The organism is Streptomyces sp. NPDC057445 (assembly GCF_042802855.1).
Classification (GTDB): domain Bacteria; phylum Actinomycetota; class Actinomycetes; order Streptomycetales; family Streptomycetaceae; genus Streptomyces.
Genome location: NZ_JBHVDH010000014.1, coordinates 47,760 through 73,689 on the forward strand (window position 1 = coordinate 47,760; position 25,930 = coordinate 73,689).

Genomic DNA, 25,930 nt, shown 5'->3' on the forward strand with positions numbered 1-25,930 from the left:
CGGCCCCGGGCATCCGCAGATTCCCCGGGGCCGCTCGTCCTTCCTTGTGGGTCAGCCGTGCTGCTGCTGGGCGGCACCGCCGTCGTCTGCGCCCGCGTCGGCGCCCGCACCGGCGTTCGCGTCACCGGCGCCCGCGTCGGCACCCGCACCGGCGTTGGCGTCACCGGCACCCGCGTCGGCACCTGCGTCCGCAGCGCCACCGTTGACAGCGTCACCGTCACCGGCACCCGCGTCGGCACCGGCGTTGACAGCACCGCCGTCACCGGCACCGGCGTCCGCAGCGCCACCGTCACCGGCACCTGCGTCGGCGCCGGCGTCAGCCGCGCCGCCGTCAGCCGCGCCGCCGTTGCCGCCCGCGCCGTCTCCGGCGCCGATCTGGGCACCGACCGCCTGCAGCGCGGTCGTCACCGGCTGGAAGAACGTCTCGCCGCCCTGGGTGCAGTCGCCGCTGCCGCCCGACGTGAGGCCGACCGCGTTCCCGTCCCTGGTGAACAGGGCGCCGCCGCTGTCGCCCGGCTCGGCGCAGACATTGGTCTGGATGAGACCCGTGACCGTGCCCTCCGGGTAGTTCACCGTGGCGTTGAGACCGGTGACCTGGCCGTCCTTCAGACCCGTGGTGCTGCCCATGCGGAAGACCTGCTGGCCGACGGTCGCATCGGCCGCCTGCTGGATCTGCACCTGCTGGCCGCCGCCCACGTCGACCGAGCTCGGCGCCTCCGTGTTCGGGTCGTCGTACGTGACGAGCGCGAAGTCGCCCTCGCCCGGGAAGACGGCCTCCTGGACCGTGCCGATCGGGGCGCCGCCCTGCTGCTCGGACCACTGCTCGGCCGCGACACCGCAGTGGCCGGCGGTCAGGAAGCCGGGCTGGCCGTCCTGGGTCGTGACGTTGAAGCCGAGCGAGCAGCGCGAGCCGCCGCCGAAGATGGCGTCGCCGCCCTCGACGAAGGGCTTGAACTCACCCTTGGACTTCTGGATGCGGGCCACGCCGTCGCCCAGGTTCTTCACGGCCGACTCGACCCGGTCCCAGCGCTGGCCGGTGACGGTGCGGTCGGCCGTGACCAGGACCTCGTTGGTGCGCGGATCGATGGCCCACGCCGTCCCGGGCACGGCGGCCTTCTCCGAGAGGTCCTCGGTGGCCGACTTCAGTGCGGAGACGCTGTTCTGCACGCTCCTGGCCACGGCTCCGGCCTTGCGGACCTGGACGTTGATGTCGTTGTCGTCGCCGACGACATTGACGACGAGCTGCTGCTTGCCGGCGTCGTAGTAGGCGCCGCCGTAGGACTCACCGAGCTGCTTGCCCAACTGCTGGAGCAGTTCGGACGCCGATGCCGCGCTCATCTTTCTGGGAGCTTCCGGCTGCTCCCCCGAGCCGGACTGCGAAGCGTTGGCATTCGGCAGCAGTACGGCCGCTGCGGCAATGCCCACCGCTCCGGCTCCAGCGAGAATGGCTTTCCGCTTGGGTATTCGCCTGTGACTCAACTCTTCGCCTCCTGCGGGGGTGGTACGGACTGCGGTCGCCGAGGGGGACGACCGGGGGGACGCGTCCGGCCCTTCATACGGATGGCGGGAGTCATTGTGTTCATCGCCGCGGCCAGGAAATCTTCTTGACGGTGCGTCAGGGCGAGGCGTTCAGGACATCAAAGGATGATCCTATATTTTCCCTGCGTGACCATCTATGTACGACGATTGACGGCGGCGGTCTGCTTGGGAGCCGCGCTCGCCGGATGCGGCACGGGGGGTGGTGACGGAACCCGCGGCGGAGCCGGACCCGGTGCCGGCGCAACCACCTCCACCAGCTCTTCCCCCACGGCGACGGCGGTCGGCGCCGCCCGGGGATCAGCGGCCCCGCGGCCCACCCCCTCGCAGTCCGCCACCGCAGAGCCGCCGACCATGGCTCCGGGCCCCGCCGGCCTGACCCCCGTCTTCGAAAGGGCAGGTTCGCCCACCGGTCCGGCCTCCGGCGGGAAGACCGTCGCGCTCACCTTCGACGCCGACATGACGGCCGATCAGGGTCCGAGGGCCGCGAGGGGCGAGCGGTTCGACAACCCGGCGCTCATCGCCACGCTCCGCCGGCTGAAGGTCCCCTCCACCGTCTTCATGACCGGCCGATGGGCCGAGGAGTACCCCGGCCAGGCGCGGTCCATCGGCAACGACCCGCTCTTCGAGATCGCCAACCACTCCTACAGCCACTACGCCTTCGCGTCCCCGTGCTACGGGCTGCCGGAGGTCGGCGAGGACGAGATGGCGGCCGACGTCGGACGGGCGTTCGCCGCGTTCCGCAGAGCGGGCGCGAGCAACGTCGTGCCGTACTTCCGCTTCCCCGGCGGCTGTTACGACGACGACTCCCTGCGGGCCCTCGCGCCCATGAAGGTCACCGCCGTGCAGTGGGACGTGGTGAGCGGCGACGCCTTCGCCAAGGATCCGGACGCGGTGGTGCAGCAGGTCCTGAACGGGGTGCGGCCCGGCTCCCTGGTCGTCATGCACTGCACACGCAGCGCCGCTCCGGTCACCGAGCGGGCGATCCAGCGCATCGTGCCGCAGCTGCGCAGGCGCGGCTACCGCTTCGTCAAGGTGTCCGAGCTGATGGCCGGTCCCAGGAAGCGCTGAGACACGTCAACCGGACCCGCGTCAACCGGAGCAGGCCGTGCGCTCGGCCTCGCGCCATTCGCAGACGGGGCACAGGGTCACGCCCTTGACGGACTCGGGATACCCGGTCGGCTCCCCGCACAGCACACAGTCCGCGAAAGACCCTTCTGCCTGCCGGGGCGCGGCCTGCGGCGCGCCGGCCTGCGGCTCACGGTACGGGGCTGGCTCGTTCATACGTACGAGCCTAGTCCTCGTCGCCACGCCGGGGAGTCGACAGCCGCACAAGCGCGCCCACCACGGCCGCGACCGCCGCTGCTGCCGTCAGTGGGAGCACGGCATGGTGCACGTCACCGGCGCGGGAGCCGGCGGCGAGGCCGGTGACGCCGTCCCTGGCCGGTGAGCAGGCGGCGACCATGACGCGGAGCGAGGCCCCCCGCGATCACGGTGAACGGCGTTCGGTCGGGGTGACCGGCCGGCCGCTGCCGCGCGCGGTCGCGGCCGGGCAGCGCCGGCGGCCCGGTTCCCGCCAACGCCCAGCAGTACGACACCGGCGAGGTGCTCATGCCCGGCTGGACGGCCGACGGGTCGGCGCCCCGTCCGCGGCGCCGACCCGTCGGCCGAGCAGCAGCAGGGACCATCCTCACCCTTTGCCGCCTTGGATCCTGACGAGGGTGCGCGCGGGCAGATCGAGGTCGATCCGGCGCAGCACCCATGGCCCGGCCGGACCGTGGCGTCGGCCGACTCCGCGCAGTTTCAACTGGCGGACGGCTTCTGGGGAGTCGCCTCGCTGGGCCTGACGATCACAAAGCCCTCGCCCTGCAGCATCAGCTGGACGGCCTCGCCCGATCCGCCGCGGATCATCGAGCCGAAGGACTGCGAGCGGTGCAGCGAGGTGTTCAGCTGCGCGCTCCAGCCCACGACCGCGTCGGTGTCGACGTACACCGGCTGCTGGGCGGTGACGGGTATGACGATCGGGTTGCCTTCGCAGATGACGCCGAGCTTTCCGTATCCCGTGAAGACGCTGTTGAAGATGCCGCCGCCGGTCATTCCGGCGCCCTTCACGGTCCTGATCTCGTACGACAGGGTCGAGTCGAAGCACAGGACGTTACGGCCGTTGATGGTGAGCGCGTCGCCGTGCTCGATGTCGACGATGAAGCAGTTCTCGGCCTCGTGCGCGAACCAGGCCTCCCCCTGTCCGCGGACGGCCATCAGAGGCAGCCCCTCGCCCGTGACGGCGCGCTTGAGCATGCCGCCTATGCCCTGGCCCTTGCGTTCGAACTGCAGATTGCCGCGGAAGGCGATCATCGAGCCCTGTCGCGCGTGCATCTCCCCGTTGACCGCGTACTTGATCGACTTGGCGTTCTGCAGGCTCATGCCGGGCGTGGTGGCCTGCTGCGCCATGTTCTCGGTGGCAAAGAGATCGCTTTTCATGCCGGGCATCGTCACCCGGAGGCTTTCGTTCCGCCAACAAGCAGTATCCCGGTGGCTGGCAGACTGGGCGGGTGAACAGCACCGACAGCCCCTCCGACAGCCCTTTCCGCGATGAGCGGACCGCACGCGACGAGGCTCCCCAGTTCGTCCTCCCGCTCGTGGTCCGGGTCGAGAAGACCGCTCCGCCGTCCCGTACCGACGCGCTGGAGACCGCTGCACGCGCGGTACTCATGATGCTCTGCGACGAGCGGTCGCTCGGGGACGGCGAGTGGGCACAGGCGATGCGGGACTGGCAGGACGCCCGGATCCGCAAGGTGGTGCGGCGGGCGCGCGGCGGGGAGTGGCGGAAGGCGTCGGCACTCCCCGGCATCACGGTGACGGGCGCGTCCGCGGAGGTACGGGTGTTCCCGCCGGTGCCGCTGGACGGCTGGCCCAGGGAGCTGGTCAAGCTCCAGGTGTCGGGGACGGAGCTGGAGGACCCGGAGGACCCGGAGGACCCGGAGGACCCGGAGGAGCCGGCGGGCGACGCGGGCCCCGGACAGGCCACGATCTGGCTCAGTCCCGATCTCCACATGTCGACCGGCAAGGAGATGGCGCAGGTCGGTCACGGGGCCCAGCTCCTGTGGTGGGACATGGACGAGGCGGAGCGCAAGGCGTGGCGCGAGGCCGGATTCCCGCTCGCCGTGCGGACCGCGCACCCCGGGCAGTGGGCCGACCTGGCCACGAGCGGCCTGCCGACCGTACGGGATGCCGGATTCACCGAGATTGCTCCCGGTTCGGTCACGGTGGTGGCCTGCCATCCCTTGCACGACTGAACCGGATTGAACAGAACGCCACCCCGTTACGTACCTCCCAGTACTGCGAAGTAGGTTGAACCGCCGGTCCGGTTGCCGGTTGATTCTGCGATACGCACAACTGCTGGGGAGGAACACTTGCTGCGGCGCATCAACGGGACAGCTCTCATCATCGCGGCTCTGGTCGCAACGGTGGGCGCGCTCGCGTTCCCCGTATGGTCCTACGCCGACCGCTCCGGCACGGGGCAGGCCAATCTCAACGCGTCGTCCGTGGCGACCCAGTGGGGGCCCCTGACAGCGACCGACCGCGACTTCCTGGTGAAGGTGCGCCTGGCCGGTCTATGGGAGCTGCCCGCCGGTCAGCAGGCCATCGAACGGGCCCCGAGCAAGGCCATCAAGGAGGCGGGCGACCACCTCGTCGTCGGCCACACCGACCTCGACGTCCGCGCCCGTGACGTGGCGGCGAAGCTCGGCGTCGAGCTGCCGAACCAGCCCAACGAACTGCAGCAGGGCTGGCTGAGGGAGCTGTCGGCGGCCAGTGGCCGTGAGTACGAGGTCAAGTTCGCGAACCTGCTGCGCAACGCGCACGGCAAGGTCTTCGCGCTGGTCGCCCAGGTCCGGCACACCACACGCAACACACTGATACGGCAGCTGGCGAGCGACGCGAACCAGACCGTGCTGGACCACATCACCATGCTGGAGGCCACCGGGATGGTGGACTTCGACGCGATCGCCAACGAGGCCGCCGGTGGGGCCACGGCCAGCCCGACGGGCCCGCCGCCGCCGGACGGAAACCTTCCGCCGGCCCCTGCCCCGGCGACCCCGAGCGGCGACCAGTCGTTCACGTCCCGGCCCTCGACCCAGCCCGGCGCACCGACGGCGATCAACACCAACCGGCCGGCGCCCGGGGCCCAGCAGTAGCGGGGCAGGTCCGGAACCTCAAATGAAGCTCTGAACGTCCCCTCCTCTGGATTCGGCAGGGCCCCGCGGGGCCATCACCCCTGCACATGCAGAGGAGGGGGACCCATGAACAAGCCCGTCAGGCTCGGTACCGGTATCGGCTGGCGCCCGGAGATCGCGGACACCGTGGAGCGGCTGCCAGGCCTCGACTGGGTCGAGGTCGTCGCCGAGAACGTGTGCCCCGGCCACCTGCCGGACTCCCTGGTACGCCTCATGGAGCGAGGCGTCACGGTTGTCCCGCACGGGGTCTCACTGGGCCTCGGGGGCGCCGAACGCCCCGACGCGGCCCGCCTGGCCGCCCTCGCCGAGCGGGCGGAGGCGCTGGGAGCCCCACTGGTCACCGAGCACATAGCCTTCGTCCGCGCGGGTGGCGAGCTCACCGCCTCGCCCCGCCTGGAGGCCGGGCATCTGCTCCCCGTCCCGCGGACCCGGGACGCCCTTGACGTTCTGTGCGAGAACGTCCGCATCGCCCAGGACTCGCTGCCGGTGCCGCTCGCCCTGGAGAACATCGCCGCGCTCATCTCCTGGCCCGGTGAGGAGCTGTCGGAGGGGCAGTTCCTCGCCGAACTCGTCGAGCGCACCGGCGTACGACTCCTCATCGACGTCGCCAACCTGCACACCAATCACATCAACCGTGGCGAGGATCCGCTGGCCGCCCTTGACGAGCTTCCCGTAGAGGCGATCGCCTACGTGCATGTCGCGGGCGGCGTCGAACGCGACGGCGTCTGGCACGACACCCACGCCCACCCGGTTCCCCGCCCCGTTCTGGACATCCTTTCGCGGCTGCGCGGACGGACGGATCCGCCGGGCGTGCTGCTGGAGAGGGACGACGACTTCCCGCCGGAGGAGGAACTGGCGGCCGAACTGGCCACCATCGGCAGCACACCGGCCTCGCCCGCCGTGACGTCGCCCGTGACCACGGCCCGCCCCCGGCCGCCCGCGGGGGCATCGCGGCCCGGTGCACGCGAACGGGTCGGGCTCGCGCAGGCCGCGCTGCTGTCCGCACTGGTCGCGGGGACACCCGCGCCGGAGGGGTTCGACTCGCGGCGTCTCGGTGTGCAGAGCCGGGCGCTCGCCGCCAAGCGGGCCGACGTGGTGGCGAAGGTGGCACCGGAACTTCCGCAGATCCTCGGCAGCGGCTACCGGCCCGCGTTCGCGGTCTACGCCAAGGCGCGGCCCATGCGGGACGGGTATCGCAGGGACGCGCTGGACTTCGCCGAGCAGCTGCTGATCGCCGGGCGGCCGGAGGACTCCGTCGCGCGCCGACGGCTCACCCAGTGGTGGCAGGACCGTGCCGGATCCCGGCCGCCGCGCCGTTCGGCCCGGATCGTCAGAGCGGCGCGTGCCGCTCTCGTCGGGAGGTGACCCCCATGCTGTTCAACGTTCTCGCCGTGCTGGTGAATCTCGCCGTGGCCGTCTCCTCCGCGCTGCTGATCCGCGGACTCGTGACCACCCGCCGCCGGGGTCCCGGGGGTGCCGTGCACGACCTCATGGAGGTGGCGTTCCTGAACGGCGGGCCGGCCAGGGTCGTCGACACCGCGCTCGCTGGAATGGCCTCGGACGGGCGGCTCGTGGTCGGCGGGCCGGGCATCGTCGCCGTACAGCGGGCCGTGGCCAACGACCCGGTCGAGCGTGCCGTGATCGAGGAGACCAACGCCGCGCCGAGCGGGGCGCTGCACACACTGCGCCTCGCCGTGATGCGCAGCCCCGCCGTGCAGGAGATCGGCGACGGGCTCGCGGCGCGCGGACTGATGATCGAGCCCGAGGCGCTGCGCCCCTGGCGGCGCTGGGCCGTCACACAGACCGTGTGCTCCTTCCTGCTGCTTCCGGTCTCGATCGTCGCCACCGTGATGCAGTACATGGCGCACGAGGGGTTCTCCGACATTCCCTTCCCGTTCGTCGTGAAGATCCTGCCCGCCTTCCTCGGAGGCTTCATCGTCGGGCTCGTCTGCAGTGCAAACGCGGGCCACAAGGTCACCGCGGCGGGCAGGCGCGCCGTCCTCGACCACCGCACGGTCCACGCGTACGCCACCGACCCGGGGGTGCTCGTCGCGCTGAACGGGCTCCGTGCGCTGCCCGACCCGGTGCTCCGGGAACAGTTGGTGGCCGCTGCCCGGCTGGTACGCACCGGCCACGCACGGTCCACCGGCGACGACGGCTCGTCCTCCGCCCTGCTGATGTCCCAGACCGTCGTGTGGTGCGCCGCGTCGACGCCCGGCGCGGGCGGGTCCGGCGGCGGGGGCTGCGGGGGCGCGGGCGGCAGCAGCTGCGGTGGAAGCGGCGGCGGCTGCAGCAGTGGCTGCGGGAGCTCGTCGGGCGGCGGAGGCTCCGGCTGCGGCAGTTCGGGCGGCGGTTCCAGCTGTGGAGGGAGCAGCTCCAGCTGTGGAGGGAGCAGTTCAAGCTGTGGAGGGAGCAGTTCAAGCTGACTTCCCGCAGCCGCCCACGGGATCAGCACGACGCCCAGTAGCGTGCGGGCCGCATGCAGGAGGCATCATGCGTTCCCACCGCCGGCCCACCCCTCCCTTCTCCCTGAGCACCGGCCTGGTCGTGGTCGCGATGACTGTGACCATCGCCGCGCTCGTGTTCCCGCTCTGGTCGTACGCCGACCGCTCGGGTACCGGACAGGCCGACCTCAAGGCCGGTTCCGTACCCACCCGTTGGGGCCCGCTCTCGGCGGCCGACCGGGACTTCCTCGTCCGCGAGGTCGCCTCACGGCTGAACATGGAACTGCCCAACCAGCCCACCGGGAAGGAAGCAGCGCGACTGGCTGCGACAGCTGACGGAATCCCACGGGCGGGAGTACGAGGTGGCGTTCGCCAACCTGCTGCGCCGGGCCCACGGCGAAGTCTTCGAGCTGGTGGCGCGGATCCGGCACACCACCCGCAACACCCTGGTCCGCGCCCTCGCCGACGACGCCGGCACGGCTGTCCTGGACCACATCAGGGTCCTGGAGGCCACGGGCCTCGTCGACTTCGACTCCATGGCCGAGGCGGCGGCGGAAACGTCGTCCCCCTGCCCATGACGCCAGGCGTCCGGCGTCCGGCGTCCGGCGTCCGGCGTCCGGCGTCCGGATCGTGAATACCCTATGGCGCCCGGGTGGTGATCTCGCGTAGAACTCCGCCATGTTCTGGCTTCCCCTTCTGCTCCTGGCCTGGGCCGCCACCGCGATCAGCTGCGTACGTCTCTGTCTCGCCACCGTCGCGGCGGCGGACGACAAGACCGGTGACCGGGCCGGCGACGGCGTACCGGGCTTCCGTCGCCAGGCCCATGGCCACGAACACGGACACGACCACGCCCCGGACGCCCACCACGAGCTCAGCCTGTACGAAGCCGCGTTCCTGGCCGGCGGCCCGCACCGGGTGGCCGAGCTGACACTCGTCTCCATGCACCGCGGGCGGCGGCTGCTTCTCGCGCACACGGGATGGACCACGGTCGTCGACCCGGAGGGCACGGACGACCTGGAGCGTTCGGTGATCCGCGCGGCCGGGCCCGCGGGCCGGTCCCTCACCGCCGCGATACGCCACGCCACGGCCGCGGACGAGGCCGTACGCGTCCTGGCCGACCGGCTGGTGACGGCCGGTCTCGCCGTGTCCGACACGGCGAGGACGGGCATGGTCCATGCCCTGCGGGCCGTGTGGGCCGCCGCCGGGCTCACTGTCGCACTCGCGGCCGCGGCGCTGCTGATACTCCCTCAGCACGAAAGCCCTCCCGAGCATCTCGCCGCCTGGTTCGCCCTCCCTCTCATCCTCACGCTGAGCTGTCTCGGCATCGCCCGCTTCGAGCTTCACCCGTACACCCGCTGGGCATCCCCGGCCGGCCGGCGGCTCCTGCGGGCGCTTGCCCCCGGGCCCGCCGACGGCCGCGAACGCGCGCTGCTGGCCGCCTTCGCCGTCCGCGGCGTACGCGCGCTCGCCGATCCGGCGCTGCGCTCCGCCCTGGGCGACCGGCGCATGACGCATCGGGGTCATTGACGCCGACACCGAACAGCGGTGCTTTACAAGCCGCACCCCTGCGGTGATCTTCGTCCCACTGCCGTGGGGACGAAGGGACAACACGATGAGAGCACTGGCGCTGTACGGAGCCGTCGGCTCCCTGGTTCTGTCCGCCCTCGCCGCCGGCCCGTCCGACGCGGCCGACCCGGCCGGCCGCCTCGCGCCTCTCATCACGCCGGAGGGACAGGGCACGGTGATCGCGGCCGCCCGTGCGGCGTCCTCCGGTATCTCGTTCGGGGCCTGCCCCTCCGTCGAGGATCTCCCGTCCTATGCCGAGTGCGGCAGCGTCACCGTCCCGCTCGACTACGCGAGGCCCCTCGGCAGGCAGATCAGGCTCACCGTCAGCCGGGCCCGGGCCACCGGCGCGCCCGCGCAGCGCCAGGGCTCGCTCGTCTACAACCCCGGCGGCCCCGGCGGCTCGGGCATGTACTTCCCGATGGCTTCCGAAGTGCCCGAATGGAAGAGGATCGCGGCGGCGTACGACATGGTCGGCTACGCCCCCCGTGGAGTCGGCCGTTCCGCACCGCTGTCCTGCCAGGACCCGGGGGACTTCACCAAGGCGCCCACCCAGGCCCCGACCGAGCCGTCCGTCTCGTACAAGCTGGAGCGGATCGCCCGGGCGAAGGCATACGCCCAGGGCTGCGCCCGGAACGCCGGCGCGGCCCTGCGGCACTACAACTCCCTCAACAACGCCCGCGACCTGGAAGTGCTGCGCGCCGCGCTCCACGAGGACCGGCTCACCTTCATCGGCGCTTCGTACGGCACCTATCTCGGCGCACTGCACGCCGCACTCTTCCCGCGGCACGTGCGGCGCATGGTCCTCGACTCGGCGGTCGACCCTTCCCCGGCGAAGATCTGGTACCGCAACAACCTCGACCAGTCGCTCGCCTTCGAGGGCCGGTGGGCGGACTTCCGCGCCTGGGTCGCCCGGCACGACCGCACATACGGCCTGGGGCCGACACCCGCGGCGGTTCAGCACAGTTATGAGGTGGCCCGCGCCCGGCTCGCACACGAGCCGGCGGGCGGCAAGGTCGGCCCGGGCCAGTTGCAGCGGGCGTACCTGCAGGCCGGCTATTTCGACAGCTACTGGCCGCGGCGGGCGTATGCGCTCTCGGAGTATCTGAAGGACAACTCCCGGCCGCTGGTCGCCCTGGCGGCGCCCGACCCGGACGAGGCGGTGGAGGAGGAGAACGGCAACGCCGTGTACACGGCCGTCCAGTGCAACGACGCCCCCTGGCCGACGGACTGGAAGATCTGGGACCGCGACAACACGGCACTGGCCCGCCGGGCACCGTTCGAGACCTGGGCCAACGTATGGATGAATCTGCCGTGCGCGTACTGGCCCGCGCCGCGGCAGCGACCGCTCGATGTGCGCATCGGCCCCGGTGTGGTGCCGCCGCTGCTGATCCTTGCGGCGGAACGGGACGGCGCGACGCCCTATGCGGGGGCGCTGGAGCTGCACCGGCGGCTGGGCGGCTCGGTACTGGTCACCGAGCGGAACGCCGGTTCCCACGGCATCGCGGGCCGCGACAACGCCTGCGTCAACGCTCACCTGGAGGCGTATCTCCTGGAGGGCAGGACGCCGGTGCGGCGCGCGTCGTGCGCGCCGCACCCGCAGCCGGACCCGGTGTCGCTGGAACAGCGGACGGCAGAGCGCAGCCTGCCGCCGACTGTCTGATCTTCCGGGTCAAAGGGGGACGGACCGCGGGCTGCGGCCGGTCCCCAGGGCGTACGAGGAGCCGTCAGGCGACGCCGGCCACCAGATCCGGGGACAACCCCCGGACCCCCGGCCGGAACGCCTCACGCAAGGCCCGCTACCAGATCCGCCACGCTCTTGCGGCGCCCCGTGCCCCACCTTCCCGGGGACAACCCCCGGACCCCCGGCCGGACGCCTCACGCAAGACCGGCCACCAGATCCGCCACGCTCTTCCGACGCCCCGTGCCCCACCTTCCCGGGGACAACCCCCGGACCCCCGGCCGGACGCCTCACGCAAGACCGGCCACCAGATCCGCCACGCTCTTGCGGCGCCCGGTGTAGAACGGGACCTCTTCGCGGACGTGCAGACGGGCCTCGGAGGCGCGCAGGTGACGCATCAGGTCGACGATGCGGTACAGCTCGTCGGCCTCGAAGGCGAGGATCCACTCGTAGTCGCCCAGCGAGAACGAGGCGACCGTGTTCGCGCGCACGTCCGGGTAGCCGCGGGCCATCTTGCCGTGGTCCGCAAGCATGCGGCGGCGGTCCTCGTCGGGCAGCAGGTACCAGTCGTACGAGCGCACGAAGGGGTACACCGAGACATAGTTGCGGGGCGTCTCGTCGGCGAGGAACGCCGGGATGTGCGACTTGTTGAACTCGGCGGGGCGGTGCAGCGCCATGTTCGACCACACCGGCTCCAGCGCGCGGCCGAGGCGGGTGCGGCGGAAGAGGTTGTACGCCTCCTGCAGCTCGTCCGCGGTCTCCGCGTGCCACCAGATCATGAGGTCGGCGTCGGCGCGCAGGCCGGACACGTCGTACGTGCCGCGGACGGTGACGTCCTTGGCGGCGAGCTGGTCGAACAGCTCCTGGACCTCGTCGGCGTAACCGGTGCGGGAAGCATCCTGTGGGAGCACGTCTCGAAGCTTGAAGACTGACCACAGGGTGTAGCGGATGACCTCGTTGAGGTCCTTCGCCTTCTTACCGGCGTTCGGGATCTTTTCGGGCGCACTCATACGGCTATTCTCGCCCGTCCCGGACAGTGCCCCGAACCGGGGTGGCAGTGGCGATGATCTCGTCCGCCGCGCGCTGTCCGCTTCCGATGCACGCCGGGATGCCGACGCCGTCGTACGCCGCCCCGCAGACCCGCAGCCCGGGGAGCTTGGCGACGGCGTCCCGGACGCGGGCGACCCGGGAGAGATGCCCGACCGGATACTGCGGGAGCCCGCCGATCCAGCGGGTGACCTCGCTCGCGACCGGCCGGGCCGTGAGACCGGTCGCCTCGCCGAGGTCGCGAAGCGAGGCGTCGACGAGCTCGGAGTCCTCGCGGTGGAGGTGCTCCTCCTCGCCATGGCGGCCGACCGAGGTACGCAGCAGGAACAGATCGGGCGCCCCTTCCGAGACCCAGCTCCACTTCTGCCCCGAGAAGGTCGACGCCTTGATCGTGCGGCCGTCGACGGGCGGTACGAGGAAGCCGGATCCGGCGGGCAGTCGTGCTGCCGGGTCGGAGCGGCGGAAGGCGAGGGTGATCAGCGCCATCGACGCGTACTCGATGGCGGCGAGCTCGGCGGCGGCGGCCGGGGAATCGGCGGCGAGCAGCGCCGAGGCGGACCAGGCGGGCGCGGCGAGGACCACGGCGTCCGCGGTGAGCTGCCGCTCGTCGGTGCGGATGTGCCAGCCGTCGGCGCTGCGGGTGAGGCCGAGCACCGGAGCCTCGGTGAGGATCTCGCCGCCCCCGGCGCGTACGGCGTCGGCAACGGCGTCAGGAAGCGTGCCGATGCCGCCCTCGATGCCCATGAAGACGGGGCCGGTCACCGGCGGTGCCGCCTGCTGGACGGCGCGTACGGCCTCGGTCAGAGTGCCGTGCCGACGGGCGGCCTCGAAGAGGCCGGGGACGGCCGCCCGCATCGAGATCCGGTACGCGTCTCCGGCGTACACCCCGCCGAGCAGCGGCTCCACCAGCCGGTCCACGACCTCGCGGCCCATGCGGGCGGCGACGTACTCGCCGATGGCGATGTCGTCGCCGAGTTCGCCGGGCGGGAGTTCGCGGTCGCGTCCCACCTGTCGCAGGCCCTCGTCGGAAAGGAGGTCACCGAGCCCGCGCGCATCCCCCGGGACGCCCATGACATGGCCCTTCGGCATGGGGCGCAGGGCGCCGCGCGTCCACACGGACGCGCTGGTCGTGGCCGGGGGCTGCAGCCGGTCCGCGAGACCGACCGCGCGCGCCAGCCCTACGCCCTCGGGGCGCCGCGCGAGCATCGACTCGGCCCCGAGGTCGACGGGGGCGCCGGCGATCTCACCCGCCTGGAGCTTGCCGCCGAGCCGGGTGGTCGCCTCCAGCAGGGTCACACGGACCCCCGAGGAGAGCAGCCGGTGCGCGGCGGCGAGTCCGGCGATACCGCCGCCGATGACGACGACATGGGCCGTCCGTGGGTCCGCGTTCATGCGTCCACTCTCTCAAACCGCCTGCCCCCGGCCGTAATGAGTCCTGACCGTGACCGCTTCGGAACCGGAATCCGGCAACCCTCTCCCCCGCCCCGCACGTCGAACCGTCACCATCCATCACCATCCCTGGGGGGACCGACATGCGTGCACGGCGTCATTTGATGGCGGCAGCGCTTCTCACCGTCTCACTCGCGCTCGCGGGGTGCGGCGCGTCCGCGGACATCACTGCGGGCGAAGACAAGAAGGCGGGGGCGCAGCCGGAACGTGCGGCGGCGGACGGAGCCGGGAAGGGCCCGGCGGCCGGCTCCGGTTACGCCGACGGCAAGCCCGCAGAGGGCCCGCAGCAGGGGCGGCCGGACCAGAAGGGCAAGACGCCGGCGTCTGCCGGGACCCACGTCATCCGCACCGCCGAGCTCTCGGTCGAGGTCAAGGACGCGACGAAGGCGCTCGCCGGCGTTCGTACGACGGTCGAGTCCGCGGGCGGGCACGTCGCCAACGAGAGCACCGAACGGCTCGACGACACGCATGTGATGTCCCGCATCGTGCTGCGCGTCCCGCAGGACCGTTACGCGTCGGTCCTCTCCGAGCTCTCGGGAACCGGGAAGCTCCTTTCGCGCAAGGCGGACGCGAAGGACGTCACCGACCAGGTCGTCGACGTGGAGAGCCGTGTCGCGACCCAGCGGGCCAGTGTCGCGCGGGTGCGCGCGCTGATGGACCGGGCGACCGGGCTGAGCGATGTGGTCACGCTCGAGGGTGAGCTGAGCAGGCGTCAGGCGGAGCTGGAATCGCTGCTGGCCCAGCAGGCGTCCCTGAAGGACCGTACGACGATGGCGACGATCACGCTGGAGCTTTCTGAGCGGGAGGTGAGCACGCTCGCGCAGGAGTCGAACGACCCCGGGTTCCTGGACGCCCTGAAGGGCGGCTGGGAGGCACTGGTGACGACCGTGCGGTGGATCGCGGTGGTGCTGGGTGCGGTGGCGCCTTTCGCCGCCGTGATCGCGGTGCTGTACGCGCTCTGGCGGTGGCTGATCCGGCCGCGGCTGCGTCGCAGCGCCTCCCCGGCGCAGGCGCCTGCGCCGGTTCCGGCTCCGGCTCCGGCTCCGGCTCGGCAACCGGAACCGGCTCCGATGTCCGGCGAGGCGCCCGGGAGGGACTGAACACCCTTCTCCGCGTAGCGTGTTCCGCATGGCACAGGAACGACTCGTGGTCATCGGCGGCGATGCGGCGGGCATGTCCGCCGCATCGCAGGCCCGCAGGCTCAAAGGCCCCCAGGAGCTGGAGATCGTCGCGTTCGAGCGCTCCCACTTCGCGTCGTACTCCGCATGCGGCGTTCCGTACTGGGTCGGCGGTGACGTGACGGAGCGGGACGACCTGATCGCCCGTACACCCGAGGAGCACCGGGCCCGCGGCATGGATCTGCGCATGCGCACGGAGGTCATGGAGATCGACCTCGCGGGGCAGCGCGTCCGTGCCCGGGATCTAGAGTCCGGCGCCGAGTCGTGGACGGGCTTCGACAAGCTCGTCATCGCGACCGGCGCCCGGCCGGTGCGGCCGTCGCTCCCGGGAATGGACGCCCCGGGCGTGCACGGCGTCCAGACTCTCGACGACGGGCAGGCGCTGCTGGACACGCTCGCCACTGCGGGTGGCCGCCGGGCGGTCGTCGTCGGCGCGGGCTACATCGGGGTCGAGATGGCAGAGGCGATGCTCAAGCACGGTTTCGAGGTGACCCTCGTCAACCGCGGCGAACAGCCCATGGCCACCCTCGACCCCGACATGGGCCGGCTGGTGCACGAGGCGATGGACGGCCTCGGCATCACGACCGTCAACGACTCCGCGGTCGCCAAGATCCTCACCGGACCCGGGCCACGGGGGAGGGTGCGAGCGGTCGCCACCGAGGACGGCGAGTACCCGGCGGACGTGGTCGTGCTCGGCATCGGCGTGGAGCCGGAGACCACGCTCGCGGGCGCCGCCGGACTGCCGCTCGGGGTGTACGGCGGCCTGCTCACCGATCTGGCGATGCGCGTGCGCGGATACGAGAACGTCTGGGCGGGCGGCGACTGCGTGGAGGTGCTGGACCTCGTGTCGGGCCGCGAACGGCATGTGCCGCTCGGGACGCACGCGAACAAGCACGGTCAGGTCATCGGCGCCGGGGTCGGCGGCGGTTACGCGATCTTCCCCGGTGTCGTGGGCACGGCCGTGAGCAAGGTGTGCGACCTGGAGATCGCGCGCACGGGGCTGCGTGAGAAGGATGCCCGCGAGGTGGGGCTCCGGTTCGTGACCGTGTCGGTCGAGTCGACGAGCCGCGCGGGTTACTACCCGGGAGCGGCACCGATGACGGTCAAGATGCTCGCAGAACACCGCACGGGCCGGTTGCTCGGCGTCCAGATCGTCGGCCGCGAGGGAGCCGCGAAACGCGTGGACATCGCGGCTGTCGCCCTCACGGCCGGTATGACGGTGGAGCAGATGACGGCACTCGACCTGGGCTACGCCCCGCCGTTCTCCCCGGTCTGGGATCCGGTCCTGGTGGCCGCGCGCAAGGCGACGGCGGCGGTCAGGGAGGCGGGCGGCTGATCCGGAGCCCGCCGTGAACGGCGGGCAGGCCCACGCCTAGGGTCGAGCAGCATGATCAGTTCACTCAGTGAAGCCTTCGTCCGTGCGACGCAGCCGCACGCCGCCTGGGGTTGGGAGCAGCTCGAGGCGTTCACCGCGTTCATGCCGACCGGGCCATGGACCGCGCAACTGGACCGGTGCGCGTATCAGCAGGGCGGAGTCGAACTGCGCATCTCCGTGCTGGGCACCTTCGACGCGTCGGACAACTCCTGGCTGTGGGGGTGGGCGAACCCCGGCTTCAGCGAGCTGCCGGCGGTCGGCGCGGCCGAGGCGGTGCGCCGCTTCGGGCAGACGCACGGAATCCGCGAGTTCACCGACGAGCCGGTCTCGCTGTCCGGCTTCGCGGACCCCCGCATGGCCGTGGAGCAGCTGGCCTTCGGGGCGATGGGGGTGCTGGGGGCAGCCGGCTACTGGGCTGTAGAGGCCGCCCCGGGCACCGGCCTCTACCTGGTGCCGGACGACCCCCAGGTCCCACGTGTCGGCCCCGACCCCGTCACCCTGCCCCGCGTGCTGCTGACGGGGGCGGGACTGACGGGCGGCCCGGCGCGGCCCGTGGTGGCGGGGTACTTCGCCCACCACGGGCTGCCACAGCGTGAGGCCGGGGACACGATCACCGCCGAGTTCCCCGGCGGCACGGTCGTGGATGTCGCCTTCGACGACGCGGGGCGCATCGCCTCGGTCAAGGCGGGCTGAGGCGCCGGCTCGCGGTCCTCCTCAGCGCGCGGTCTCGGTGTGGACGTACTCCACGAGCCGGGTCAGCGCGTCCGGGTCGGTGGTGGGCAGGACGCCGTGGCCGAGGTTGAAGACATGGCCCTCCAGGCCGGCGGCGGCGTCGAGGACCTCGCGGGTCTTCGTCTCTACCGCCTCCGGGGACGAGAAGAGCACCGCGGGGTCCAGGTTGCCCTGCAGCGCCTTGCCAGGGCCGACACGGCGGGCGGCCTCGTCGAGGGGGACACGCCAGTCGACGCCGACGACGTCCGCCCCGGCCTCACCCATGAGGCCGAGCAGTTCGCCCGTACCGACACCGAAGTGGATGCGCGGTACGCCGTAACCCTCCACCGCCCGGAACACCTTCGTGGACGCGGGCATGACCGAGCGCCGGTAGTCGGCGGGGGCCAGCGCACCGACCCAGGAGTCGAAGAGCTGCACCGCGGAGGCGCCCGCCTCGATCTGCACCTTCAGGAAGGCCGAGGTGATGTCCGCCAGCCGGTCCAGCAGGTCGGCCCACAGCTGCGGGTCGCCGTACATGAGGGCCTTGGTGTGCTCGTGGTTGCGCGACGGCCCGCCCTCGACGAGATAGCTGGCAAGGGTGAAGGGTGCGCCCGCGAAGCCGATGAGCGGGGTGGCACCGAGCTCACCGGTGAGCATGCCGATCGCCTCCGTGACGTACGAGACGTCGTCGGGCGTGAGGTCGCGCAGCCGTGCGAGGTCCTCGCGGCGGCGGATCGGATCGGCGACGACCGGCCCGACGCCCGGTTTGATGTCGAGGTCGATACCGATGGCCTTGAGCGGGACGACGATGTCGCTGAAGTAGATCGCGGCGTCGACCTTGTGCCGGCGCACCGGCTGGAGCGTGATCTCGGTGACCAGCTCGGGTCGCATGCACGACTCCAGCATCGGAATGCCCTCGCGCACCTTCAGGTACTCGGGAAGCGACCGCCCGGCCTGTCGCATGAACCAGACCGGCGTGTGCGGCACCGGCTCGCGCCTGCACGCCTTGAGGAAGGCGGACTCGTGGGTTGCGCGGGTCATGGTCCGGCGGCCCGAGGACGGGGTGTCCCCGGCTCGGGCGAAGCCTCGAGCCGGGGGAAGGTCGTTGGCACTCACGCCCAGAATCTTCGCATGTGCGCGCAAGGAGCTCGGCCGGGCCGGGTGTCCCTCCCTGCACGCGGCCCGCGTTCCGCTTACTCTTCCCCGCATGGCTGCGGCTCAGGGACAGTTTTCCGATCATTCCGACGGCACTGAAGGCGGGGACGGCGAGGAACGGAAATCCGTCCCGCGCGCCTTCCGGCTCGCGGTGGACGCGCTGGCTTCCGCGCGGCTGCGGCCGGAGATCGAGGTGGATCCGACCCGGCCACCGCAGCGCCTCGCCCCGCACGCCTACGCCCTGGAGGCCGCGGTCGTGGACGGCGAAGAGGATCTTGCGGACGGCAGGCTCGTACTGCTCCACGATCCTTCGGGTCACGAGGCCTGGAAGGGCACGTTCCGGCTCGTGACGCTGGTGCGTGCGGAGCTGGAGCCGGAGATGGCGTCGGACCCGCTGCTCCCCGAGGTCTGCTGGTCGTGGCTGACCGGGGCGCTGGAGGCGCGGGGACTTTCGTACGGGGAGGCGAGCGGCACCGTCACCCGGGCCGGGTCTCACTACTTCGGAGGACTCGCGGACCGCCGCCCCGCGACGCAGATCGAGATCCGGGCCTCGTGGACACCTCGCGAGGGGCGGGACGGGGTGCCGGACGCGGCGGCGCACCTCGCGGCGTGGAGTGATCTGCTGTGCCAGATCGCCGGGCTGCCGCCGTCGGGGCCTCCGGCGCAGGAGTCCTCCGCGGGGGTCGTCTCGCTGCCGCAGCGCCGCGGGCCTCAGGCGCGGTAGCCGCCGCCGGCCGTCTCCGCGTCCGGGGGATCGCGGTCCACACGTCCGCTCGGTCCCGTCCGGTCCCGCTCGGCCCCGTCCGGTCCCGCTCGGCCCCCGGCCTCAGGCGCCCCCGGGGCCGATTCATAGGATGATCGATCACGCGTCCGAATTGCCGGAATTGTTACTCACCAAATCGTGATCTTTCTCTAAAGGCGGGCGGGTTTGCTGCCGAAGAGTTGGTGACCCTTCAAGCCCGGTTCGCCCCGGCTTCACCCCCCGAGCCGGCGCCGTCCCGCACTTTCCAGGAGGCCTGGTGTCCGTTCTCCTCGAGCAGCCCGCAAGCCTGGTCGCCTACCGCCCGAACAAGCCGACGGCCATGGTCGTCGTGGCCGACCCGCGCGTCCGCTCCACCGTCACCCGCCACCTGTGGGCCCTCGGAGTACGTGACGTCATCGAAGCGTCGTCCATCGCGGAGGCCCGTCCCCGCGTCGGCAACCCGCGTGACATCTGCGTGGCCGACGTCCATCTGCCCGACGGTTCCGGGCTGACCCTGCTGTCCGAGACCCGCGCGGCGGGCTGGCCCAACGGCCTCGCCCTCTCCGCGGCCGACGACATCGGCGCGGTCCGCAACGCTCTGGCGGGTGGCGTCAAGGGCTACGTCGTCACCGGCACCCGCACGAACCTCGGTCACCCGTCCCGTCCCGGCGCCGCCCCCATCGGCTCCGCCGCCGCCCGGCTGCACCGCCGTCCCCCCGGCGCCCCGAGCCACCCCGGCGGCTACCGCGAGCTCTCCGGGCGCGAGGTGGAGGTGCTCCGGCTCGTCGCGGAAGGCCAGTCGAACAAGGCGATCGGGGTCTCGATGGGCCTGTCGGCGCTGACGGTGAAGAGCCACCTCGCCCGCATCGCACGCAAGCTCGGTACGGGTGACAGGGCCGGAATGGTGGCCGTGGCCCTGCGTACCGGCATCATCCACTGACTCCTGCAGAGGAGCCTCGCCCGTCGACGGAACGTTCCGTCGACGGGCGGCTTCCGTTCACAGATACCCTTGACAGGTGACCGACGCCCAAGAGACCGCAGCAGAGCCAGAACTGCGAACCACCGGGGGCGGCCCCCCGGACGACGGCCTCGCGGTCGAAGGGGTGCCGATCCCGCTGCTTGAGCCGCGCGAGGGCATTCCTCCGGTGGTCTCCACGCCCGAGGCCCTCGATGCCGTCGTCGCCGCGTTCGCGGGCGGCACCGGGCCCGTCGCCGTCGACGCCGAGCGGGCGTCCGGCTACCGGTACGGCCAGCGGGCGTACCTCGTACAGCTGCGCCGCGAAGGCGCGGGCACCGCACTGATCGACCCGGTCGGCTGCCCCGATCTGTCCGGCCTCGGCGAGGTGCTCGCCGGTACGGAGTGGATCCTGCACGCCGCCACCCAGGACCTGCCGTGTCTGCGCGAAATAGGCATGGTGCCGACCCGGCTCTTCGACACCGAGCTGGCCGGGCGGCTCGCGGGCTTCCCCCGGGTGGGCCTGGGGGCGATGGTCGAATCGGTCCTCGGCTACGCACTGGAGAAGGGCCACTCGGCCGTGGACTGGTCCACGCGGCCGCTGCCGGAGCCGTGGCTGCGCTACGCCGCGCTGGACGTGGAGCTCCTGGTCGACCTGCGGGACTCGCTGGAGAAGGAGCTGGACCGGCAGGGAAAGCTGGAATGGGCGCAGCAGGAGTTCGACGCGATCGCCGCGGCACCGCCCGCGCCGCCTCGGAAGGATCCGTGGCGGCGCACCTCGGGAATGCACAAGGTGCGTCGGCGCCGGCAGATGGCGGTCGTGCGTGAGCTGTGGACCGCCCGCGACAAGGTGGCACAGCGGCGGGACGTGTCGCCGGGCAAGGTGCTGAGTGACGCGGCGATCGTGGAGGCGGCGCTGGCGCTGCCTCTGAACGTGCACGCGCTCACCGCGCTGCCCGGATTCGGGCACCGGATGGGCCGGCGTCAGCTGGAGCAGTGGCAGGCGGCCGTGGACCGGGCGCGGGACCTCCCGGACGCGGAGCTGCCGCAGCCCGGGCAGCCGGTCGCGGGCCCCCCGCCGCCGCGCTCCTGGGCGGACAAGGACCCGGTCGCGGCGGCTCGCCTGTCGGCGGCGCGGGCCGCGGTGTCCGCGCTCGCGGAGCGGCTGAACCTTCCTCAGGAGAACCTGATCACTCCGGACACGGTACGGCGCGTGTGCTGGGAACCGCCGGGGGAGGCGACGCCCGACGCGGTCGCGGAGGCACTGGCCGTGTACGGGGCCCGCCCTTGGCAGATCGAGCAGGTGACACCCCTGCTGACCCGGGCTCTCGCGGCCACGGTGTAGCGCTTTGCGCGGGCGGTTTCGGGTGCCGTGGTTGCCGGTGCCGTGTTGGTGGCCGGGGTGTCCGTCCTCAATCGCCGGACGGGCTCAGGTTGTCGGGGTCGGCCGGTACCGGGTCGTGGGCGTTGGTGTCCGTTCCGGGGCTCGCATCCGGGACGGCATGATTTACGGCGCGCCGACCTGCACCACATCGGCAGCGCCCGCGCCGCGCCACAAATCACGCTTTAGTGTCCCGGACACGACCCCTCCACGGCCCCCCTCGGGGCGGGAGGTGGTGGGCCGATCGCCGTGCGTCGGGTGAACCATCCACCGGGGAGCAGTCGGCAACGCAGCCGGGGCGGGGCCGTGCAGGGTCGGCCCCGCATGGGACGGCGGAACCACCGGCTGCCTCCGAGGTCGGCGGTACGCCGCCGTCCCCGAGGAGTCGAGCCCGGAGGGGCCCCGCCCCACCCCAAACGACAGCCCCCGCATTGAGCCCGTCCGGCGATTGAGGACGGACACCCCGGCCACCTCCACGGCACAGGCCAACCCCGTACACCCAGCCCGTCCGGCGCTTGAGGACGGACACCCCGGCCACCTCCACGGCACAGGCCAACCCCGTATACCCAGCCTGTCCGGCGCTTGAGGACGGACACCCCGGCCACCTCCACGGCACAGGCCAACCCCGTATACCCAGCCTGTCCGGCGCTTGAGGACGGACACACCGACCAACAACACGGCACCGCCCACCACGACAACCACACCCGCACCGCGCAGCGGACCCGCACGCCGACCGGTCACGTGTGACGTTCGCCGCTCCCGCCGCGAGGGGTGGGCAACCTGGTTACCCACAAGTAGCATGAAGGCAGCAAGCGCGCGCTTAGCCGCGTGCAACGCAGCAGTGCCACCCCGCACCCTGGAGGAGAGCCATCGTGCCTCGTACCGTCAAGGACGTCGTCTTCGTCGACGGCGTCCGCACCCCGTTCGGCAAGGCGGGCCCGAAGGGCATCTACCACGAGACCCGCGCCGACGATCTCGTCGTGAAGGCCATCCGGGAGCTGCTGCGCCGCAACCCGGACCTGGACCCCGCGAAGATCGACGAGGTCGCCATCGCCGCGACCACGCAGATCGGTGACCAGGGTCTGACCATCGGCCGTACCGCGGGCATCCTCGCAGGCCTGCCGCAGTCCGTGCCCGGTTACTCCATCGACCGTATGTGCGCCGGCGCCCTGACCGCCGTGACCTCGGTCGCGGGCAGCGTGGCCTTCGGTGCCTACGACATCGCCGTCGCCGGCGGTGTCGAGCACATGGGCCGCCACCCCATGGGTGAGGGCGTCGACCCGAACCCGCGCTTCGTGTCGGAGAAGCTCGTCGACGAGTCGGCCCTGTTCATGGGTATGACTGCGGAGAACCTGCACGACCGCTACCCCTCGATCACCAAGCAGCGCGCCGACGAGTACGCGGTGCGCTCGCAGGAGAAGGCCGCCAAGGCTTACGCCAACGGCAAGATCCAGCAGGACCTGGTGCCGATCTCGGTGCGCCGCACCAGCCCCGAGGCCGGCGAGACCGGCTGGGGCCTGGTCACCGCCGACGAGCCGATGCGTCCGGGCACCACCCTGGAGAGCCTCTCCGGTCTCAAGACGCCGTTCCGCGTCCACGGCCGCGTCACCGCCGGAAACGCCGCGGGTCTGAACGACGGCGCCACCGCCTCGCTCATCGCCTCCGAGGACTTCGCCCGCGAGAACAACCTCCCGGTGAAGATGCGCCTGGTCTCGTACGCCTTCGCCGGCGTCGAGCCCGAGGTCATGGGCTACGGCCCGATCCCGGCGACCGAGAAGGCCCTCGCCCAGGCGGGTCTGTCCATCGAGGACATCGGCCTGTTCGAGATCAACGAGGCCTTCGCCGTCCAGGTGCTGGCCTTCCTCGAGCACTACGGCATCGCCGACGACGACGCCCGCGTCAACCAGTACGGCGGCGCCATCGCGTTCGGTCACCCCCTCGCCTCCTCCGGCGTGCGTCTGATGACGCAGCTGGCGCGGCAGTTCGAGGAGCAGCCGGAGGTCCGTTACGGCCTCACCACGATGTGCGTCGGCTTCGGCATGGGCGCCACCGTGATCTGGGAGAACCCGCACTTCGACGGAGGCAACAAGTGAGCACCACCGCTGAGCTCCTGAAGGGCGCGGCCGAGCTGTTCCCGGACGAGGTCGTCACCCAGGCGCACGTACGCCACCTCGACCTCCCGGGCGGCGCGGGCAAGTTCGCCCTCATCACCCTGGACAACGGCTTCGACCACACCAAGCCGACCACCTTCGGCCCGCAGTCCCTCGCGAACCTCAACGCCGCGATCGACCAGGTCGAGGCCGAGGCCGCGAACGGCGACATCGTCGGCGTCGGCATCACCGGCAAGCCGTTCATCTTCGCCGTGGGCGCCGACCTCAAGGGCGTCGAGCTGCTGAAGCAGCACTCGGACGCGCTCGCCATCGGCAAGGGCGGCCACGACGTCTTCAAGCGTCTGTCGCACCTCGCCGTGCCGACCTTCGCGTACTACAACGGCGCCGCGATGGGCGGCGGTGTGGAGGTCGGTCTGCACTGCTCCTACCGCACCGTGTCGAAGGCCCTGCCGGCCTTCTCGCTGCCCGAGGTCTTCCTCGGTCTCGTCCCGGGCTGGGGCGGCTGCACGATCCTGCCGAACCTGATCGGTGCGGACCGCGCGGTCTCGGTGATCATCGAGAACTCGCTCAACCAGAACAAGCAGCTCAAGGGCAGCCAGGTCTTCGAGCTCGGCATCGCCGACGCGATCTTCGAGGGCGCCGACTTCCTGGAGCAGTCGCTGATCTGGACCGCGTCCGTCCTCAAGGGCGAGATCGCGATCGAGCGCGCGGAGATCGACCGTGGCGAGGCCTGGGACCAGGCCGTCGCGCGCGGCCGGTTCATCGCCGACTCCAAGGTGCACGGCGCCGCTCCGGCCGCGTACCGCGCCCTGGAGATCATCGAGGCGTCCAAGGACGGCGACCTGCAGAAGGGCTTCGACGCCGAGGACACCGCCCTCGCCGACCTGATCATGGGTGGCGAACTGCGCTCCGGCATCTACGCCTTCAACCTGGTGCAGAAGCGCGGCAAGCGCCCCGCCGGTGCCCCGGACAAGAGCCTGGCCCGCCCGGTCACCAAGGTCGGCGTCGTGGGCGCCGGTCTGATGGCCTCTCAGCTGGCGCTGCTCTTCCTGCGCCGCCTCGAGGTGCCGGTGGTCCTCACCGACATCGACCAGGAGCGCGTCGACAAGGGTGTGGGCTACGTCCACTCCGAGATCGAGAAGCTGCTGGGCAAGGGCAGGATCAACCGGGACAAGGCCAACCGCCTCAAGGCCCTGGTGTCCGGTGTCCTCGACAAGGCAGAGGGCTTCGCGGACGCGGACTTCATCATCGAGGCCGTGTTCGAGGAGATGTCCGTCAAGCAGAAGGTGTTCGCGGAGGTGGAGGCCGTCGCCCCGGCGCACGCGGTCCTCGCCACCAACACCTCCTCGCTGTCGGTCTCCGAGATGGCCTCCAAGCTCCAGCACCCGGAGCGCGTGGTCGGCTTCCACTTCTTCAACCCGGTCGCGATCCTGCCGCTGCTGGAGATCGTCCGCGGTGAGCAGACGGACGACGCGTCCCTCGCCACCGCCTTCGGTGTCGCGAAGAAGCTGAAGAAGACCGCGGTCCTCACCAAGGACGCCCCCGCGTTCGTCGTGAACCGCATCCTGACCCGCTTCATGGGCGAGATCCAGAACGTCATCGACGAGGGCACCCCGGTCGCCACCGCCGAGAAGGCGATCGACCCGCTCGGTCTGCCGATGTCGCCGCTGGTCCTGCTGGAGCTGGTCGGCCCGGCCATCGGTCTGCATGTCTCAGAGACCCTGAACCGCGCCTTCCCGGAGCGCTTCAAGGTCTCCCCGAACCTCAAGGCGGTCGTCGAGGCGGGCAAGCGCGGCTTCTACGTCTACGACTCGGGCAAGCCGGAGCTCGACCCCGAGGTCGCCGCGCTGCTGAAGCAGGGCGACAACGTCCTGACGGAGGAGCAGGTCCGGGCCCGCGTCCTGGACGCGGTCGCGCAGGAGATCGGGCTGATGCTGGAGGAGGGTGTCGTCGCCGAGGCGCAGGACATCGACCTCTGCCTGATCACGGGCGCCGGCTGGCCCTTCCACCTGGGCGGCATCACGCCGTACCTGGACCGTGAGGGCGTCAGCGAGCGTGTGAACGGCAAGAAGTTCCTGGCGCAGGGCGTCGCGAGCGTCCCCGCGTAACACAGGCGGAACGGCGAACGGGCCGTACGGGAGAGATCCCGTACGGCCCGTTCTCATGTCCGGCGGCGGATGGGCTCGGGGGCACGCGGAAGACGCGCCGAGGTGTGCGGCTTCGTGACGCGGGTACGCGGCGGATGCGTCCATGGACACGGTGGCGGGGCCCCGGGGGGGCCCGGGGGGGCCCCCCGGCCCCTGGGCGGGGGCACCCCGGTGGCCGGCGCGGCCCGGCGACGGGTTGGGCCGCCGGGCACTCCGGACT

At 71.8% G+C, this 25,930-nt stretch carries 22 protein-coding genes and 2 pseudogenes; 17 read left to right on the forward strand and 7 right to left on the reverse strand.

The window, feature by feature from the left end:
- Positions 1–51: 51 nt before the first annotated feature.
- Complete coding sequence (locus ACFU5O_RS25560; RefSeq protein WP_384244144.1) at positions 52–1,479, reverse strand: S1 family peptidase; 1,428 nt, start codon at positions 1,477–1,479, stop codon at positions 52–54.
- Positions 1,480–1,665: 186 nt separating this feature from the next.
- Here ACFU5O_RS25560 and ACFU5O_RS25565 point away from each other — a divergent pair, with 186 nt between their 5' ends.
- A complete protein-coding gene (locus ACFU5O_RS25565; protein ID WP_384244146.1) occupies positions 1,666–2,607 on the forward strand; it encodes a polysaccharide deacetylase family protein in 942 nt (313 codons plus the stop codon).
- 21 nt (positions 2,608–2,628) lie between these two features.
- On the opposite strand, the gene ACFU5O_RS25570 is transcribed toward ACFU5O_RS25565, so the two are convergent.
- The gene (locus ACFU5O_RS25570; protein ID WP_384244147.1) at positions 2,629–2,820 is read right to left on the reverse strand and encodes a hypothetical protein; all 192 of its coding nucleotides are present in this window, start codon (positions 2,818–2,820) and stop codon (positions 2,629–2,631) included.
- A 10-nt stretch (positions 2,821–2,830) separates the two neighbouring features.
- On the reverse strand, positions 2,831–3,001 hold the full coding sequence (locus ACFU5O_RS25575; RefSeq protein WP_384244148.1) for a hypothetical protein: 171 nt from the start codon (positions 2,999–3,001) through the stop codon (positions 2,831–2,833).
- Positions 3,002–3,090: 89 nt separating this feature from the next.
- Here ACFU5O_RS25575 and ACFU5O_RS25580 point away from each other — a divergent pair.
- Positions 3,091–3,183: pseudogene (locus ACFU5O_RS25580) on the forward strand (phosphoribosyl-AMP cyclohydrolase); the annotation flags it as partial.
- Positions 3,184–3,339: 156 nt separating this feature from the next.
- Here ACFU5O_RS25580 and ACFU5O_RS25585 read toward each other — a convergent pair.
- Positions 3,340–4,017 carry an AIM24 family protein gene (locus tag ACFU5O_RS25585; RefSeq protein WP_384244149.1) on the reverse strand — a complete coding sequence of 226 codons (678 nt, stop codon included), beginning with the start codon at positions 4,015–4,017 and terminating at the stop codon, positions 3,340–3,342.
- A 71-nt stretch (positions 4,018–4,088) separates the two neighbouring features.
- Here ACFU5O_RS25585 and ACFU5O_RS25590 point away from each other — a divergent pair, with 71 nt between their 5' ends.
- The 7 genes and pseudogenes from ACFU5O_RS25590 (at position 4,089) to ACFU5O_RS25620 (ending at position 11,441) form a co-directional block, all read left to right on the forward strand.
- Entirely contained in the window at positions 4,089–4,832 is a 744-nt protein-coding gene (locus ACFU5O_RS25590) for a peptidyl-tRNA hydrolase (RefSeq protein ID WP_384244151.1), read from the forward strand.
- A 120-nt stretch (positions 4,833–4,952) separates the two neighbouring features.
- Positions 4,953–5,732: a DUF4142 domain-containing protein gene (locus tag ACFU5O_RS25595; protein ID WP_384244281.1), complete on the forward strand. Its 780-nt coding sequence runs from the start codon at positions 4,953–4,955 to the stop codon at positions 5,730–5,732.
- A gap of 105 nt (positions 5,733–5,837) precedes the next feature.
- A complete protein-coding gene (locus ACFU5O_RS25600; RefSeq protein ID WP_384244152.1) occupies positions 5,838–7,136 on the forward strand; it encodes a DUF692 domain-containing protein in 1,299 nt (432 codons plus the stop codon).
- 5 nt (positions 7,137–7,141) lie between these two features.
- Positions 7,142–8,197: a TIGR04222 domain-containing membrane protein gene (locus ACFU5O_RS25605; RefSeq protein ID WP_384244153.1), complete on the forward strand. Its 1,056-nt coding sequence runs from the start codon at positions 7,142–7,144 to the stop codon at positions 8,195–8,197.
- A 67-nt stretch (positions 8,198–8,264) separates the two neighbouring features.
- Positions 8,265–8,790 (forward strand): annotated as a pseudogene (locus tag ACFU5O_RS25610) (hypothetical protein); the annotation flags it as partial.
- Positions 8,791–8,893: 103 nt separating this feature from the next.
- Positions 8,894–9,742, forward strand: a complete 849-nt coding sequence (locus ACFU5O_RS25615) for a TIGR04222 domain-containing membrane protein (protein WP_384244154.1) — start codon at positions 8,894–8,896, stop codon at positions 9,740–9,742.
- Between the two features lie 85 nt (positions 9,743–9,827).
- A complete protein-coding gene (locus tag ACFU5O_RS25620; RefSeq protein ID WP_384244156.1) occupies positions 9,828–11,441 on the forward strand; it encodes an alpha/beta hydrolase in 1,614 nt (537 codons plus the stop codon).
- Positions 11,442–11,749: 308 nt separating this feature from the next.
- Here the strand turns inward: ACFU5O_RS25620 and hemQ are convergent, their stop codons facing one another.
- Positions 11,750–12,469 (reverse strand): hydrogen peroxide-dependent heme synthase, encoded by a 720-nt coding sequence (gene hemQ, locus ACFU5O_RS25625; protein WP_384244157.1) that lies wholly within the window; start codon positions 12,467–12,469, stop codon positions 11,750–11,752.
- Between the two features lie 4 nt (positions 12,470–12,473).
- A complete protein-coding gene (gene hemG / locus ACFU5O_RS25630; protein WP_384244158.1) occupies positions 12,474–13,898 on the reverse strand; it encodes a protoporphyrinogen oxidase in 1,425 nt (474 codons plus the stop codon).
- Positions 13,899–14,038: 140 nt separating this feature from the next.
- Between hemG and ACFU5O_RS25635 the strand changes: the two genes are divergently transcribed.
- The 3 genes from ACFU5O_RS25635 to ACFU5O_RS25645 are packed head-to-tail and all read left to right on the forward strand — an operon-like array spanning position 14,039 to position 17,201.
- Positions 14,039–15,055: a DUF4349 domain-containing protein gene (locus tag ACFU5O_RS25635; RefSeq protein WP_384244159.1), complete on the forward strand. Its 1,017-nt coding sequence runs from the start codon at positions 14,039–14,041 to the stop codon at positions 15,053–15,055.
- Positions 15,056–15,083: 28 nt separating this feature from the next.
- Positions 15,084–16,469, forward strand: a complete 1,386-nt coding sequence (locus ACFU5O_RS25640; RefSeq protein ID WP_384244160.1) for an FAD-dependent oxidoreductase — start codon at positions 15,084–15,086, stop codon at positions 16,467–16,469.
- A gap of 51 nt (positions 16,470–16,520) precedes the next feature.
- Positions 16,521–17,201: a DUF6882 domain-containing protein gene (locus tag ACFU5O_RS25645; protein WP_384244161.1), complete on the forward strand. Its 681-nt coding sequence runs from the start codon at positions 16,521–16,523 to the stop codon at positions 17,199–17,201.
- 21 nt (positions 17,202–17,222) lie between these two features.
- On the opposite strand, the gene hemE is transcribed toward ACFU5O_RS25645, so the two are convergent.
- Positions 17,223–18,335, reverse strand: a complete 1,113-nt coding sequence (gene hemE / locus ACFU5O_RS25650) for a uroporphyrinogen decarboxylase (protein WP_384244162.1) — start codon at positions 18,333–18,335, stop codon at positions 17,223–17,225.
- Between the two features lie 91 nt (positions 18,336–18,426).
- Here hemE and ACFU5O_RS25655 point away from each other — a divergent pair, with 91 nt between their 5' ends.
- The 5 genes from ACFU5O_RS25655 (at position 18,427) to ACFU5O_RS25675 (ending at position 25,671) form a co-directional block, all read left to right on the forward strand.
- A complete protein-coding gene (locus ACFU5O_RS25655; protein WP_384244164.1) occupies positions 18,427–19,098 on the forward strand; it encodes a DUF3000 domain-containing protein in 672 nt (223 codons plus the stop codon).
- A gap of 295 nt (positions 19,099–19,393) precedes the next feature.
- Positions 19,394–20,056, forward strand: coding sequence for a LuxR C-terminal-related transcriptional regulator (locus ACFU5O_RS25660; RefSeq protein ID WP_384244165.1), 663 nt, complete (start codon positions 19,394–19,396; stop codon positions 20,054–20,056).
- Positions 20,057–20,132: 76 nt separating this feature from the next.
- Positions 20,133–21,416, forward strand: a complete 1,284-nt coding sequence (locus ACFU5O_RS25665) for an HRDC domain-containing protein (protein WP_384244167.1) — start codon at positions 20,133–20,135, stop codon at positions 21,414–21,416.
- Between the two features lie 908 nt (positions 21,417–22,324).
- Positions 22,325–23,545: a thiolase family protein gene (locus tag ACFU5O_RS25670; protein ID WP_384244168.1), complete on the forward strand. Its 1,221-nt coding sequence runs from the start codon at positions 22,325–22,327 to the stop codon at positions 23,543–23,545.
- On the forward strand, positions 23,542–25,671 hold the full coding sequence (locus ACFU5O_RS25675) for a 3-hydroxyacyl-CoA dehydrogenase NAD-binding domain-containing protein (RefSeq protein WP_384244169.1): 2,130 nt from the start codon (positions 23,542–23,544) through the stop codon (positions 25,669–25,671). The genes ACFU5O_RS25670 and ACFU5O_RS25675 overlap by 4 nt, the downstream gene beginning before the upstream one ends.
- Positions 25,672–25,930: the final 259 nt, after the last annotated feature.